The sequence below is a fragment of the Arthrobacter sp. P1_A5 genome (assembly GCF_056406825.1).
Genome location: NZ_JBFTZL010000089.1, coordinates 1 through 14,419 on the forward strand (window position 1 = coordinate 1; position 14,419 = coordinate 14,419).

Here is a 14,419-nt window from a genome sequence, read left to right on the forward strand (position 1 = left end):
GCCTGCCATTGTTGGAGCTCGCGCCGCAGGTGCCCTTTGTGCTGGTCATGCGGCACGTGGAGCGGGTCATCGCTGCCGAGCGCTATGAGGAGTTGCGGAAGGGGTGGGAACTGGCGGACCAATGCACCCGGTTGGCGGCCGACGGACATTCCTTGGCGGAGGTGCTGGCGAGGGTGGCGGACGCCATTAATGCGAGGGTGGCCGTGATCGACCAGAATGCCTTCGAACTCGTCTCGGCGGGCGCGGCTCACGGAGGGACCGCGCGGACCGCGCTGCGCCTGCCCAGCGGTGAATCCGAGCAGTTCAGGCTTGCCATCGAGGGGATCGGGAGCAACATTGTGYTGCAGCCCATCCTGGGCCCCGTGGCCGCCGTCATCGCTATGCAACTTAGCTATACCCTCGGTTCCCATTCGCCCCTGCATTCCCGGGAAGCCGCACGCTTTATGGAAGCCCTATATGAAGACCGCGGCGAGCCGTCCGTGCCGCTGCGCCGCTACGCCCTCGAATCCGGGTTCGATCCTGACACGGACTGGGGTGCGGTGCTCATCGGCACCTCAGAAGAGGTGGCCCCCGCAAAGTTGCGCGCCATCGCATGGCGCGCCCGGGTGGGACTTCAGGCCGGGTTCGGCACGGTGAGGTTCATGGAAGAAGCAGGGCTCACGACTCTCTTGCTGCAGCAGGGGCAYGCGCAGGCCGACCTGCTGGATGCCGCCCGGGCGTTCTTTACGGACGTCCCGGAACTATCCGTTATTGTCTCGGAATCCGCGGGCCTCAGTGAACTGCCGCTCGCGCTTCAGCTTGCCCGCCGTCACCTGGGACAGCCCGGCGTGCACCAGGCGCCAACGGCCGATCTCGCCGGCATTGTGCAGGGATTGCCCAGCCCGGGGCTGGTGGCAATGTGCCAGCGGCTGCTGGCTCCCTTGGCCTCCGACGGCGGCAGTTCGCTGCGGGAGACCTTCGACGCGTACCTGCGCCACAGCGGGAACTCCGCGAAGATCTGCGACGAGCTCTTTATTCATCGGAATACGCTCAGCTACCGGCTGCGGAAAATCGAGGAGCTGCTGAAACTGGATCTGTCCGATGGCGAAGTCCGCGCCACGTGCATGCTCGCTCTCGGGATTGTTGCGTCCGCCCGCTAAGGCGAATGTGCAGCTTGCACGAAAAGCAGTCTCAATCTTGGGAGTAATGCCAATGTGACACTGTGAGACGGATCACTAATCTCAACTCATGGGCTCCTCAACTCATGGGTTTGGAGCCCCACGGTTGGGCTATTGATTGGCGGACGGCGCGGGCCCGTATGGCCTCCCGCTTCCACCCGCTGATTCGACTGACTGGAGGATTCACTTGCAGTGTCACACCGGGGTCCTGAAGGCGCTGCTTTCCCGCACGCACAGTACCGGCTTCAGTCTGATGGATTCGACCTCCCGGCCGTCCAGGACGCCCTTAAGGAGCTGTACCGCAGTCCGCCCGATATCCAGCATGGGCGAGCGGACTGAAGAGAGCGGGATGGGCAGTTCCGCGGCCAGCGAGGTGTCATTGAAGCCAACCACCGCCACGTCGCGGCCGACGCCGAGGCCATGGGAACGCAGGGCTCCCATGGCGCCGATGGCCGCGAAGTCGTTGACGGCGAACAGTGCAGTCGGGTGGGAGTTGCCGTGAGCCAGGATGGTCTCGGCCGCTTCCCGTCCTCCGCCGGTATCGAATCGGGACCACACAACGGCGTCAGGGGGAATCTTCCCGCCCAGCGCACGCCAGCGGTCCACGAAACCGGCCGTCCGGTCGACGGCCGTGCTGGCATAGGGCTCGCCGGCGATCACGGCGACGTCCCGGTGCCCCATGCCCCACAGGTGGTCGGCCACAAGCTCGCCGCCAAGGACGTCGTCGCAGGTAGCCGACGGGAAGCCCGGGACGTGCCGGTTCATGAGCACGAACGGCACTTTCCGGGAGGCGAGCTCCCGCAACAGGCCGCTGTCCAAGTGTGCATCGCCGATGATCAGCCCGTCCACGCGTCGGGCCAGCATGGACTCCGTTTTGCGGCGCTGCTCCTCGGGCTCATCGCGCGAGTTCATGACAAACGTGGAATAGCCGAGCTCCGCCGCGGCTTCGTCGATCCCCTCGTACATAATCGCCAGAACGAGGTCCGAAAGCCGGGGAACTATCACGCCCATGAGATGCGTGCGCCGCGTCCGCAGGCCGGCGGCCTGCGGGTCGGGGGAGTAGCCGCGCTTCCGAGCGAGCTCACGCACGCGTTCGGCGGTAGCTACGGAGGCTGCCCCGCGCGCCACCTCGGAGCCCGAGTGCAGGATCCTGGATACGGTCGAGGGGTGGATGCCGAGCTCGCTCGCGAGATCCTTCAGCGTGATGGTGCGGCCACCGGCCGTGCTCTCTTCCATTCAGTCCCCTGCCTCAGTTCAAAAGGTCGTCATCACCAAGGGTGCCTGATAATGCCCGGATCTTTGGTCCAGGCACTCTTGACGTGTCGCACCTCACATTCTATAGTCAATCAAACGGCGTACCCAATCGATTGGGTAGACGGAATCCCGGGAGCCGGCGGCGAAGTATTTACCCCCCTGAAACTTCCGGGAGCATCTGCAGGAAACATGGCAGGGATAACTTTTAGCCAACAACCCAATCGATTGGGTAAGCACTCGGAAACAGTTGCAGAACAAACGGAGTGGACATGACCGTCGCAGATTCAGTTGGCCCCCACGTGGTCCTGCTGGCCACGGGAGGAACGATTTCTTCGCGCGCGTCCGAGGCCGGCGGAGCCGCGGTGGCATCCGACACGGGGGAGCAGGTGTTTGCCAGCATGGGAGTGCCAGCGGCCCATCCGGTCCGCGTGATCGACGTTTTCCGGAAAGGCTCGTACCTGCTGACAGTCGACGACATGATCGCCATCTGCGCCACGATCCGGGAAGTATTGGCCGATCCGCAGGTTCTGGGCGTCGTGGTCACCCACGGGACGGACACGATGGAGGAAACGGCCTATCTCGTTGACCTCACCCACGATGATCCCCGCCCGGTGGTATTCACCGGAGCGCAGCAGGCTGCCGACGCCGACTCCCCTGACGGTCCTGGCAATCTCTCCCGCGCGGTCGCCGTCGCCGGTTCTCCGCGGGCGCGGGGAACCGGTGTGCTGCTGGCGTTTGCCGGGACTATCTTCCCTGCGGCCGGCGTCCGCAAGCGCCACACGACCAGCCTCGACGCCTTCGCCAACCCGGACTTCGGAATCGTGGGATCGGTGTCCGACTCTGGCGAGGTCGAAATCCAGGCGGTACGGCCCGGATCTTCCCCGTTGCCCCTGCCGGGCGCGGACGCCGGTTCGCCGCGCGTGGACCTCGTTGCTGCCCACCCCGGAGCTGACGCCACCCTCCTGCGGGCCGCTCGGCAGGCCGGGGCCGCAGGGATCGTGCTCCAAGGGACGGGAACGGGCAACGCAAACCGCGTGCTGTGCCAGGAAGTCGCCGACGCCACCGCGGCCGGCGTCGTGGTGGTGACGAGCACCCGCGTGGAAGCCGGTGCCGTAGTGCCTCGATACGGCGACGGCGGCGGCGAGGATCTGCGCGCTGCCGGGGCCATCCCCGCCGGGCTGCTCAGGCCATCCCAGTCGCTGGTCCTGCTGAGCCTTCTGCTCAGGCTCGGCACTCCCGCAGCCGGGATCGCGGAGACCTTCGCCCTGCGGGGCACGCTCCCAGACTAGTTCATCCCGCCCAAAGCCAGGCCTCACCAACAAACCACAGCCCAAAGACAAACCTCAACAAGAAGCCAAACCTCAACAAAAGCGCAGTGAAAGGTTGATCTCATGACTAAGGACATCCAAGTCGCGTTCGGCGTGGACGTGGACGCAGTTGCCGGAATGCTCGGCTCCTACGGGGGCGAGGACTCGCCCTGCGATATCTCCCGCGGCTTGTTCAGCGGCGAGGTCGGCGGCCCGCGCCTCATCCGGCTTTTCGAGAAGTACAGCCTGCCCGCCACCTGGTTCGTGCCGGGCCACTCGATCGAGACCTTCCCGGACCTGACGCGGATGATCGTCGACGCCGGGCACGAAATCGGCGTGCACGGGTACTCGCATGAAAACCCCATCGCCATGACCCGCGAGCAGGAGACGGCCATCCTGGACCGGTCAATCGAACTCATCGAGAAAGTCTCCGGCCGACGGCCCACGGGCTACGTTGCTCCCTGGTGGGAATTTTCCCCGGTCACCAACGAGATCCTGCTCGAACGCGGGATCAAATACGACCACTCCCTGATGCACAAGGACTTCGAGCCCTACTACGTCCGGGTCGGCGACAGCTGGAAGAAGATCGACTACACCAAGGCTGCCGAAACCTGGATGGAGCCGCTGGTCAGGGGCACGGAAACCGACCTCGTCGAGATCCCGGCCAACTGGTACCTGGACGACCTGCCTCCCATGATGTTCATCAAAGCGGCCCCGAACTCCCACGGATTCGTCAGTCCCCGGGACATCGAACAAATGTGGCGCGACCAGTTCGACTGGGTGTACCGGGAAATGGATCAGGCCGTCTTCACCATGACCATCCATCCGGATGTCTCGGGCCGCCCCCAAGTGCTGCTCGTGCTTGAGCGCCTCATCGAACACATCAATTCCCACGAAGGCGTCAGCTGGCTGAAGTTCGACCAGATAGCGGACTCCTTCCTCGCACGCAGCCCCCGAAAGGAAAACCAGTAATGACCATCCAGCAGCCCGCCGTCGATCTGACACAACCCGGACCGGACGAAAAACGCCGCTTCCCGGTTTTCTCCAAGCACCACACAACCGTCGCCACCGTCTTGGCGCTCTGTGCCTGGACGGTCGCCGTATTCGACTTCGGACTTTTCGGCACCCTCCTGCCGGCCATGCAGCAGGAGTTCGGCTGGACCGCCACCGAAGCGTACGCAATCAACACCTGGATCGCCGTCGGCACCGCGATCGTCTGCTTCGGAATCGGCCCGGTCATTGACCGGCTCGGCCGCCGCAAGGGCATGATGACCACGATCGGCGGGACCGCCATTGTCTCGGGCCTGACGGCCCTGATTCCGACCGGGATCCCGTTCCTCAGCAACGGCCTGCTGGTGCTGGTCCGTTCCTTCGGCGGGCTCGGGTTCTCGGAGCAGGCCGTCAACGCCACCTACATGAACGAGGTCTACCAGGTCACCGAAGTCGCGGATAAGCGCAAGCGCCCCGGCTTCCACTACTCCTTCATCCAGGGTGGCTGGCCRCTGGGCTTCCTGCTTGCCAGCGCCCTCGCCCTCGTCTTCCTCCCGTCCCTCGGCTGGCGTGCCCTATACCTGATGGCGACCGTTCCGGCCGCGATCATCGTGTGGGTCATCGCCAAGAAACTGAAGGAGACGCCGCAGTTCGAACTGCACCACAAACTGACCCAACTCGAGAAGAGCGGCAAGACCGAGGAAGCCCATTCCCTGGCCCACGCCTTCGGCGTCGAGCACTCCTCCGCAGCCCCGCTCAAGCGCATCTGGGAGCCGCACCTGCGCCGGAATACGATCGTCCTGTCGCTGGCCTGGATCTTCAACTTCTTCGGCATCCTTATTTTCAGCATTCTCGGCAGTTCTGTTCTGAAGAACGCCAAGGGTGTGGAACTTTCTGACGCCTTCTGGATGCTGATCGTCATCAACGGGCTGGCGTACTTCGGCTATGTCTTCCATGGGTGGCTCGGTGACAAGATCGGCCGCAAGCGGACCATCATCGGAGGCTGGATTATCTCCGGCATCTCCTTCGCCATCATGCTCAGCCCCCTTGCCACGGACCCCTTCATGATCATCGTCACCTACGGCGCCGGACTGTTCTTCCTGGTCGGACCGTACGCCGCGATCCAGTACTTCATGGCGGAGTGCTACCCCGTCAGCTGCCGTGCCACCGGCACAGCCTTTATCGGCGCAATGAGCCAGCCCGGCACGATTCTCGGTGGTTTCCTGTTCACGCTAGCGGCCGCCAGCGTAGGAACCGGTGCTGCAGCCTTGTGGGTCGGCGCGGCCGGAACCCTTTTCTCCGGCCTGCTGATGATCGCCGCGAAGCCGCCGGTCGAAGCCCTGCTCGAGGACCACCCCCATGACGCCTGAGAACAGGGTGGCCGCGATCACCGGAGCGGCCAGCGGCATAGGACGGGCCCTCGCGGTCCACTACGCCCACCGCGGCGTGCATTCTGTCATCGGAACCTTTCCCGGCGACCCGCACGACCCGGAGGAAACCCTTCGGATGGTGAAGGACGCCGGCGGCCAGGGGGTCATCCACGAAGTGGACGTCCGCAGTACCCCGTCTGTCGATGCCTTCGCCGAACGCGCCGTCGACGAGTACGGCCGCCTGGACTACGCCGTGGCCAACGCCGGAATCCTGCGCAACTCACCGCTGGAGGAGATGACCGATCAGCGCTGGCACGACATGCTCGACGTCGACCTCACCGGCGTGTTGCGGACCTTGCGCGCCGGGTCCGCGAAGATGACCAACGGCGGAGCGATGGTTGCCGTATCCTCCATTGCCGGCGGCGTCTACGGCTGGGAGGAACATGCCCACTACGCAGCCGCCAAGGCCGGCGTGCTCGGCCTGATCCGCAGTGTGGCCGCCGAGTTGGGGCCGCGCGGCATCCGCGCCAACGCCGTTATCCCCGGACTGATCGAAACTCCCCAGTCCCTGGATCCGGTGAATTCCCTCGGGCCCGAGGGCCTGCAGCGCGCCGGTTTGGAAATCCCCTGGGGCCGGGTCGGACGTCCCCAGGAGGTTGCCAGCGTGATCGGCTTCCTGACCTCCGATGACGCTGTCTACGTCACGGGCCAGTCCCTGATTGTTGACGGCGGCCTCACCATCAAGATGCGTGCCTGAAAAGCCTCGGAAGGACAAGAATGAACAACCCTGACGCCTCCCGGAAAACGGAGGGCCGCGCCGTTGTGGTCACCGGCGGAGCCAGCGGCATCGGCAAGGCCATCGCCGAGGCCTTCACCGCCAACGGCGACAGAGTCGCCGTCCTGGACCGGTCGGGCGCGGCGGGAAGCATCGGCGTCGACGTCTCAKACGAGGCGAGCGTGAAGGCGGCCTTTGCCGCCGCACGCTCCCAGCTCGGAAGCATCGACATTCTCGTGAACAGCGCCGGCCTGCTGACGGAATCGCCGTTGGAAGACATGACGCTTGCCATGTGGAACGAGACGATTGCCGTGGACCTGACCGGTGTCTTCCTCTGCTGCCGGGAGGTGGTGGGGGAGATGCGGCAGCAGAAGTGGGGCCGGATTATCAACATCGCCTCCCAGCTGGCTATCAAGGGCGGCACCGGGCTCAGCCACTACAGCGCCGCCAAAGCCGGAGTCGTGGGGCTGACCAAGGCCCTGGCCCTGGAAACGGCCGCCGACAACGTGCTGGTCAACAACATTGCCCCGGGCCCCATCGAGACGCCCTTGGTTGACGGCATCTCGGAGGAATGGAAAGCGGCGAAGCGTGCCGGGCTGCCGCTGCTGCGCTTCGGGCTGGCGGACGAGGTGGCGCCAACGGCGCTGCTTTTGGCCAGCGATCCCGGCGGCAACTTGTACGTGGGGCAGACACTCGGACCCAATTCCGGCGACGTCATGCCCTAGGAGGGAGACCTATATGTGCGGTGCCTGTGGACGAAATGTGGTGAGCGATCCTGTCCTGGGTTCGATCAGAACGCTGCGGCAGCACCTGATTGTCGCCCAAACGATTAATGGTGCCAGCCAATCCTGGCCAGGAGCCCCGAAAGTGGCCGCGACCAGCGGCGGCTGGCTGGTCTCGGGGCCGACGGGAGCCACGGTGGCCGTATCAACCGTGCAGGCGCTGTGGTCGGCTGTCCTGCTGGGCAGGCCGGGGCTGCAGCGGCAGGACCTGCGTGCCGCCGGGGACCTGGGAGCGGGTGAACCGGGAGCCGGTGAACTGGGCACGGGGGCGCTGGGGGCCGGGGAACCGGACCCGGGGGAGTTGGCGCGCCGGGTGATGAACCTCGGCCACGAGATGGCACAGGATTCCGCTACGGAAACGGACACGTGACACGCCACAGGTCAGGCGCTACGGAGATCCCCGTAGCGCCTGACCTTTTCCGCGGCGCCCGGCCCGAATTCGTCGCGAAAACCTAGCCAAACGGMCGGGCCGGGCCCAGGTGCCGGGGTCAGCCTTCAGCCATCAGGATGCAGGCGTAGCCGGGGGCGCGGCCGGGGAGTCGGAGTGCGGGCAGCGAATCTGCTCGCGGCCCTGTCGCGCGTTCTCGACGTCCGCCGCGCTTTCCAGGTCACCGCGGGCCCGCAGCCCGGCCACCACACCGTCAACATCGGCGCCGGGCCGGTTCTGGCTGAGTTTGTGCTTCGCCTCGATCCTCGTGATGAGAAGCTCGACGCCGACGATCGCGCGCAACTGGCCGGCAATGTAGCGCTCCGGGGCATCCTCGACAGTCCAGGGCTGCTCGGAGCCGGCCTCGTTGTGGTTGCTCAGCCGCCTCACATGGCTGGCGAGCCAGGCGGGATCGTCGTGGATGACCAGGGTGCCGTACACGTGGGCCGTGGAGTAGTTCCAAGTGGGAACCACGCGTCCGTGCTCCGCCTTGGACGCATACCACCGCGGTGAGATGTAGGCGTCCGCGCCCTGGATAATGGCGAGCGATTCGCCTAGGGCGGGTTCAGACCATTGGGGGTTGTTGCGGGCCAGATGCGCGTGCAGGGCACCGTGCTCACCGGCCGAGGGGTCGAAGACGAAGGGCAGCAGCGTGGCAAGCATGCCCTTCGCGGTTGCGGTGACCAGGTTGGCCGCGGACGGTCGCGTGAGCAGATGCCGGACTGCATCGGGGCCGGCGGCGAAATGTGCGGGGATGTACACGGAACTTCCATTCGGATTGCGGATCGGGTCTGGGCTGGGCGGCTTCGGGGGCGGGGCGTGTGATCAGATCAGCCGGATTGTTTCACTGTCACGGTGTCCTTCGCGTTGTTCCCCGGGCTGTCCTGGGGGCTGTCCAGCACGCCCGCATTGCTTCCCGCCGCCCTGGCCGCACGTGGCCGGGAGCGGACGGCCAGGCCGGCGCAGAGGATGACCGCCGTGCCGCCGATGATGGTCGCCCAGGTCAAGTCTTCGCCCAGTATGAGCCCGGCCCAGCAGATGCTCAAGACCGGCTGGACGAGTTGGATCTGGCTGACCTGCGCCATGGGTCCGATGGCCAGGCCGCGGTACCAGGCGAAGAAGCCGAAAAACATGCTCACGACGCCCAGGTATGCGAAGGCCGCCCACTGCACGGGAGTAGCGGAGGGAGGCTCGCTGGCCATAGAAAAGGCCGCGATGCCGGCCATGAGCGGCGAGGACAGAACGAGGGCCCAGGAGACGGTCTGCCACGAGCCGAGTTCGCGGGCCAGCAGGCCGCCTTCGGCGTAGCCGATTGCCGCCGAGAGGACGGCGCCGAACAGCAGCAGGTCGGCCAATTGCAGTTGCCCGATGCCGCCGGACTGCGCAGAGGCGAAACCAATCGCCGCCACTGCGCCCGCGCCGGTGATCATCCAGAAAGACCTGGGCGGCCGTTCGTGGCCGCGGATCACCGCCATCGTTGCGGTCGCCGCGGGGAGTAGCGCAATAACAACCGCGCCGTGGCTGGCGGGAACCGAGGTGAGGGCGAAGGAGGTCAGCAGCGGGAATCCGACCACCACGCCGCCGGCGACCACCGCAATACGCGCCCACTGGGCGCCCCGGGGCAGGCGCTGCCGGGTCAAAGTGAGGGCGAACGCGGCGAGAACGGTCGCAACAACAGCCCGGCCCGATCCGATGAACAACGGAGACAACCCCGCAACCGCCACCCGGGTGAACGGCAGTGTGAAGGAAAATGCGGCGACGCCGACGAACCCCCACCACAGTCCGGCTGCCGGCCGGGACGATAACGGTTGTTTGATCTCCTGAGTAGCGCTACTATTGCCTTTCATGTCTTACGATAGCACCACGCGGATGGCGGCGCGGCTCCGGGAATGGATTGCGGCCGCCGCGCCGGGCGCCCGGCTGCCTTCCACGCGTTCCCTGGTCGCCGAGTACCAGGCCAGCCCCGTGACCGTGCAAAAGGTCCTGCGGACCCTCTCCGCGCAGGGCCTGATCGACAGCCGCCCCGGCGTCGGGACGTTCGTGCGGGCCGTTCGAACAGCGCGGCCGGCGGACTACGGCTGGCAGACGACGGCGCTGGGATCGCCCCGGGCGCCGCTCCGCCCCGTCTCCACTGCGATGCGCAGCGCCTCAAACGACGTCATCGCTTTCCATTCAGGCTATCCGGACCGGGAACTGCTGCCCGAGCGGCTGGTCAGGGCAGCTCTGACCCGGGCTGCCCGGGGTGAGGCTGCCCTGTCACGTCCGCCTGCCGCGGGCCTGCCCGACCTGCAATCCTGGTTCGCGCACGAGCTCCGGGGGGCTACCGGGGCCGGCGTCGCCCCGCCAACGCCGCGCGACGTGATCGTACTCCCGGGGAGCCAGGGCGGGCTCAGTTCCGTGTTCCGGGCGCTGGTCGGCAGCGGGCAGCCGCTGCTGGTGGAATCCCCGACATACTGGGGGGCGCTCCAGGCCGCGGCGCAGTCCGGTGTCCGGGTTGTTCCGGTACCCAGCGGTCCCGAAGGCCCGGACCCCGAGGACCTGGCCCGCGCCTTTGACGAGACCGGCGCGCGGCTGTTCTACGCGCAGCCGAACTATGCGAATCCCACCGGGGCGCAATGGCCCGCCCGCCTGCGCGAGCAGGTGCTCGACTTGGTGCGCGAACACGGTGCTTTCCTGGTGGAGGATGACTGGGCCCATGACTTCGGCATCACCACGGATTCCGTGCCCGTTGCCAGCCTCGACGATTCCGGCCATGTCGTTTAYCTCCGTTCGCTGACCAAGAGCGTGTCCCCGGCCATACGCATTGCCGCGGTGATCGCGCGCGGCCCGGCACGTGATCGCATCCTGGCCGACCGGGGCGCCGAGTCCATGTATGTCAGCGGCGTTCTCCAGGCGGCTGCCCTCGACGTCGTAACGCAGCCGGGATGGCAGACGCACCTGCGCGGACTGCGGCTGCAGCTCCAGTCCCGCCGTGATCTCATGCTCAGCAGCCTGCGGGAACTGGCCCCGCTGGCCCACGTGGAGCACGTGCCCACGGGCGGGCTCAACCTCTGGGCCCGCCTTCCCGACGGGACCGACGTCGACCAGTTCGTCGGGGACTGCGAGGCCGCGGGGGTCATCATCGCGGCCGGTACCGAGTGGTTCCCGGCCGAACCGGCCGGACCGTTCATCCGGCTGAACTTCGCCGGACCCAATCCGGGCGCTTTCCGGGAAGGCGCGCGGATCCTCGGCCAGGTGCTCGAACGCACCGCCGGGCGGTAGTCGGCCGCCGCCGCGCTACGCCGGCGTGAGCAGCGCCTCAGGTGCCGCGAGCGTCACGAGGCCCTGCGCGGAGCGGGCGAGCCCGGCGTTGAGCGTCACAAAGGCGTCTGCCTGAAGCCGGGCCAGGGCCACGTATTCGGCGTCAAAGGTGTCATCCCAGCCAAGTTCCTCGGCGAGGCCCCACGCGGTGCGTTGCAGGACGCGGTCGCCGAGGAGCCGGATGGGAAGGCCCCGGATGTAGTCGAGCTGACGATTGGCATCGGTCCGCGTCACGTCGCCGCGCCGGACTGACTGGTACAGGAGTGAGAGCACCTGCGAGCGGAGGAGCGTCGGTGCCAGCAGCTGGTGATCGTCTGAAACCGCCGGCCTTTCGAGGGCAAGATGAAGGGCAACGTCCGGGCCAATCACGAATCGGGTCATGGTTACTGGATCCTTTCCTGGGTACAGCGGCGGTCATCCCGCCTCGCGGGGCGCGAACATGATGACGGCGACCCCGAACAGGCAGATCACCGAACCCAGGACGTCCCACCGGTCGGGCCGGAAGCCGTCGAAGATCATGCCCCAGGCCAGTGAACCGGCCACGAATACGCCGCCGTACGCGGCGAGGATACGCCCGAAGTGTGCGTCCGGCTGCAATGTCGCGGCAAAGCCGTAGATGCCCAGCGCCACGACACCCAGCCCGGCCCACCACCAGGCCCGGCCCTCGCGGACGGACTGCCAGACGAGCCAGGCCCCACCTATTTCGGCAATGGCGGCGAGGACGAACAACAGGATGGTTTTCGGGATAGTCACGCCCTCATGATGGCACCGGCTGGTTGCCTATCCGGGCCGGTGCGCGCCGACGCGCCCGCCCGGCCGTCATGCGGGGTCATCGCTTGCATCACCGGCCACCCGGGCCTATAACTTTAAGGTTCAAGTAAACTTGGCAGGATAGGTTGTGCCGTTCGAAGCCGACTGGCTTGACGGCTCCGCCCCCGCCGACGTCAGCACCTGTTGCCCCATGCCTGAGGACCCGAGATGACCCTWGCGCCGGAAACCACTGCAACGCCGAAGGCCGCAGCACCTTCGGCCGCCGTGCGCAGCCGCGTCGTCGTGCCGCTGCGCTTCCCGGACGGGTTCGAAGCCGTTGCCGAAGTGCTGAGCTTCAGCGGGTCTTGGGTTCAGTGTGCCCTCGTTCTAGCTGGAAGCTTGAAGCTTCAATCAAAATGGATTAGGATGATCCCATGACTCAGACCACTGACCGCCCGCCGGTTCTCTTCCTCAGCCATGGCGCACCGCCGCTGGCCGACGACTCCACGTGGACCCGCGAACTCCACGACTGGTCCGGCACCTTCGGCAAGCCCCGGGACATCCTCATGGTCTCCGCCCACTGGGAAAACGCCCCCGTGACGCTCAGTGCAACCGGGCGGGATCCGGGCCTGGTCTACGACTTCGGCGGCTTCCCGCAGAAGTACTACGAGGTGGCCTATGACGCCCCGCAGGCACCCGAGTTGGCTGCCGAAGTCGAGAAGCTCGTCGCCGGCCACGGCCACCACGTGGAGCGCGATGAAAGCCGCGGGCTGGACCATGGCGCCTACGTTCCGCTGAAGGAGATGTACCCCGACGCCGACGTGCCGGTCGTGCAGATGTCCATGCCGACGCTTGATCCGCAGGGGTTGTTCGACCTCGGCATGTCGCTGGGGCCCTTGCGGGAGCGGGGCACGCTGATTGTCGGATCGGGATTCACGACGCACAACCTGCGCTGGTTCAATCCCGCCGGGGGACCGGACTCCGCCCCTCCCGCGGCCTCCAGCGAATTCGACCACTGGGCCGAGGAGGCCATGGCCCGCGGCGATGTCGACTCCATCCTCGACTTCCTGAACAAGGCGCCCGCCGCCCGGGAAGCGCACCCCCGCAGCGAGCACTGGGCTCCGCTCTATGTTGCCCTCGGGGCTGCGTACGGCTCGGGAGACATCCACGCCAGGACAGCAATCGACGGGTTCTGGTTCGGGTTGTCCAAGCGGTCGTGGACCCTGACGTAGCAGTCGCACAACGTAACACGGGGAATGAACCGGACCAGGGTCCGGTTATGCCCGCCAGCGCCGGATCGCCGGCGAACCAGAACGTGACGTGGCTTGACCACCGATGAGGAGTGCAACATGACGATTGCAGTAACGGGTGCGACAGGACAGCTGGGCAGACTGGTCCTCGATGAACTGCTCACCAGCCAGGAACCGGATTCGCTGGTGGCCATCGTGCGCGACGCCGCGAAAGCCGCGGAGCTGGGTGCACGTGGCGTCCAGGTGCGCGTCGCGGACTACTCCGATCCCGCGGCTCTCGAGGCCGCGCTCACGGGAGTTGACAGGCTCCTGCTGGTCTCCGGAAGCGAGGTGGGGTCCCGGGTGGCGCAGCACGGCAACGTCATCGACGCGGCCAGGGCCGCCGGCGTCGGGTTCATCGCCTACACATCCGTCCTGGCCGCGGACACCACCGAACTGATCCTGGCGCCCGAGCACAAGGCAACAGAGGAGCTCATCCGCGCGTCGGGACTCGACAACACCATCCTGCGCAACGGCTGGTACACCGAAAACTACGCCCAGACCGTGGCAACGGCCAAGCAGACGGGCGCCGTCGTGGCCGCTGCCGGTGACGGCCGGGTGGCCAGCGCGACGCGGGCTGACTACGCCGCGGCGGCCGCGGCGGTGCTCAGCTCCACCGGGCACGAGGGCCGCACGTACGAACTCTCCGGCGACTACGCCTGGGACTTCAAGGAACTGGCGACGGCGATCACCCGGATCACGGGCCGGGAAGTTGTCTACCAGCCCGTCTCCGCCCCGGAACTGGTTGAGGTCCTGACCGCGGCCGGCCTCGACACGGGCACCGCGGGATTCCTCGCCGCCCTGGACGCGGACACCGAGGCGGGCCTGCTGGCCACCGTCACTGGCGAGCTGTCCCGGCTGATCGGTCGGCCGACGACGCCGCTGTTGCAGGCTCTGACGTCGGCGGCCGCGAGCTAATCCGCACTGCCCAAGGAGGCAGCGAGACCGGGAGGCCGGGAGTGGGCATAATGAAGGCGTGGATTCCCGCTGCGCCCGCAGGGCATAGACACCCTGCGGG

The 14,419-nt window shown here is 66.7% G+C and carries 15 protein-coding genes; 10 read left to right on the forward strand and 5 right to left on the reverse strand.

Annotated elements, in window-relative coordinates; all coding sequences use genetic code 11:
- Window positions 1-1,139: PucR family transcriptional regulator (locus AC1D1S_RS12895; RefSeq protein ID WP_476994643.1), on the forward strand; the 1,139-nt coding region annotated here is incomplete at its 5' end.
- A gap of 213 nt (window positions 1,140-1,352) precedes the next feature.
- Here AC1D1S_RS12895 and AC1D1S_RS12900 read toward each other — a convergent pair.
- Complete coding sequence (locus tag AC1D1S_RS12900; RefSeq protein ID WP_476945056.1) at window positions 1,353-2,393, reverse strand: LacI family DNA-binding transcriptional regulator; 1,041 nt, start codon at window positions 2,391-2,393, stop codon at window positions 1,353-1,355.
- Window positions 2,394-2,680: 287 nt separating this feature from the next.
- On the opposite strand from AC1D1S_RS12900, the gene AC1D1S_RS12905 reads away from it, so the two are divergent.
- The 6 genes from AC1D1S_RS12905 (at window position 2,681) to AC1D1S_RS12930 (ending at window position 8,005) form a co-directional block, all read left to right on the forward strand.
- Complete coding sequence (locus tag AC1D1S_RS12905) at window positions 2,681-3,700, forward strand: asparaginase (RefSeq protein ID WP_476994644.1); 1,020 nt, start codon at window positions 2,681-2,683, stop codon at window positions 3,698-3,700.
- Between the two features lie 102 nt (window positions 3,701-3,802).
- Entirely contained in the window at window positions 3,803-4,690 is an 888-nt protein-coding gene (locus AC1D1S_RS12910) for a polysaccharide deacetylase family protein (protein ID WP_476994645.1), read from the forward strand.
- Window positions 4,690-6,078, forward strand: coding sequence for an MFS transporter (locus AC1D1S_RS12915; protein ID WP_243177850.1), 1,389 nt, complete (start codon window positions 4,690-4,692; stop codon window positions 6,076-6,078). Before AC1D1S_RS12910 ends, AC1D1S_RS12915 begins: the two co-directional genes overlap by 1 nt.
- Window positions 6,068-6,835, forward strand: coding sequence for an SDR family NAD(P)-dependent oxidoreductase (locus tag AC1D1S_RS12920; protein ID WP_243177849.1), 768 nt, complete (start codon window positions 6,068-6,070; stop codon window positions 6,833-6,835). Before AC1D1S_RS12915 ends, AC1D1S_RS12920 begins: the two co-directional genes overlap by 11 nt.
- Before the next feature lie 20 nt (window positions 6,836-6,855).
- Entirely contained in the window at window positions 6,856-7,578 is a 723-nt protein-coding gene (locus AC1D1S_RS12925; RefSeq protein WP_476994646.1) for an SDR family NAD(P)-dependent oxidoreductase, read from the forward strand.
- Between the two features lie 142 nt (window positions 7,579-7,720).
- The gene (locus AC1D1S_RS12930) at window positions 7,721-8,005 is read left to right on the forward strand and encodes a hypothetical protein (protein ID WP_243177847.1); all 285 of its coding nucleotides are present in this window, start codon (window positions 7,721-7,723) and stop codon (window positions 8,003-8,005) included.
- Window positions 8,006-8,137: 132 nt separating this feature from the next.
- Here AC1D1S_RS12930 and AC1D1S_RS12935 read toward each other — a convergent pair whose 3' ends face one another.
- Complete coding sequence (locus AC1D1S_RS12935; protein ID WP_243177846.1) at window positions 8,138-8,824, reverse strand: FMN-binding negative transcriptional regulator; 687 nt, start codon at window positions 8,822-8,824, stop codon at window positions 8,138-8,140.
- A 68-nt stretch (window positions 8,825-8,892) separates the two neighbouring features.
- Window positions 8,893-9,909: a DMT family transporter gene (locus AC1D1S_RS12940; RefSeq protein ID WP_476994647.1), complete on the reverse strand. Its 1,017-nt coding sequence runs from the start codon at window positions 9,907-9,909 to the stop codon at window positions 8,893-8,895.
- Between AC1D1S_RS12940 and AC1D1S_RS12945 the strand changes: the two genes are divergently transcribed.
- Window positions 9,908-11,323, forward strand: coding sequence for an aminotransferase-like domain-containing protein (locus tag AC1D1S_RS12945; protein ID WP_476994648.1), 1,416 nt, complete (start codon window positions 9,908-9,910; stop codon window positions 11,321-11,323). The two genes, AC1D1S_RS12940 and AC1D1S_RS12945, sit on opposite strands and share 2 nt — an antisense overlap.
- A 15-nt stretch (window positions 11,324-11,338) precedes the next feature.
- Here AC1D1S_RS12945 and AC1D1S_RS12950 read toward each other — a convergent pair whose 3' ends face one another.
- The gene (locus AC1D1S_RS12950) at window positions 11,339-11,743 is read right to left on the reverse strand and encodes a type II toxin-antitoxin system VapC family toxin (protein ID WP_476994649.1); all 405 of its coding nucleotides are present in this window, start codon (window positions 11,741-11,743) and stop codon (window positions 11,339-11,341) included.
- A 33-nt stretch (window positions 11,744-11,776) separates the two neighbouring features.
- Complete coding sequence (locus AC1D1S_RS12955) at window positions 11,777-12,115, reverse strand: YnfA family protein (RefSeq protein WP_476994650.1); 339 nt, start codon at window positions 12,113-12,115, stop codon at window positions 11,777-11,779.
- A gap of 431 nt (window positions 12,116-12,546) precedes the next feature.
- Here AC1D1S_RS12955 and AC1D1S_RS12960 point away from each other — a divergent pair, with 431 nt between their 5' ends.
- Together AC1D1S_RS12960 and AC1D1S_RS12965 are read left to right on the forward strand one after the other, a co-directional pair.
- Window positions 12,547-13,344 (forward strand): dioxygenase family protein, encoded by a 798-nt coding sequence (locus tag AC1D1S_RS12960; protein ID WP_243177841.1) that lies wholly within the window; start codon window positions 12,547-12,549, stop codon window positions 13,342-13,344.
- Between the two features lie 117 nt (window positions 13,345-13,461).
- The gene (locus tag AC1D1S_RS12965; RefSeq protein ID WP_243177840.1) at window positions 13,462-14,319 is read left to right on the forward strand and encodes an SDR family oxidoreductase; all 858 of its coding nucleotides are present in this window, start codon (window positions 13,462-13,464) and stop codon (window positions 14,317-14,319) included.
- Window positions 14,320-14,419 lie beyond the last annotated feature (100 nt).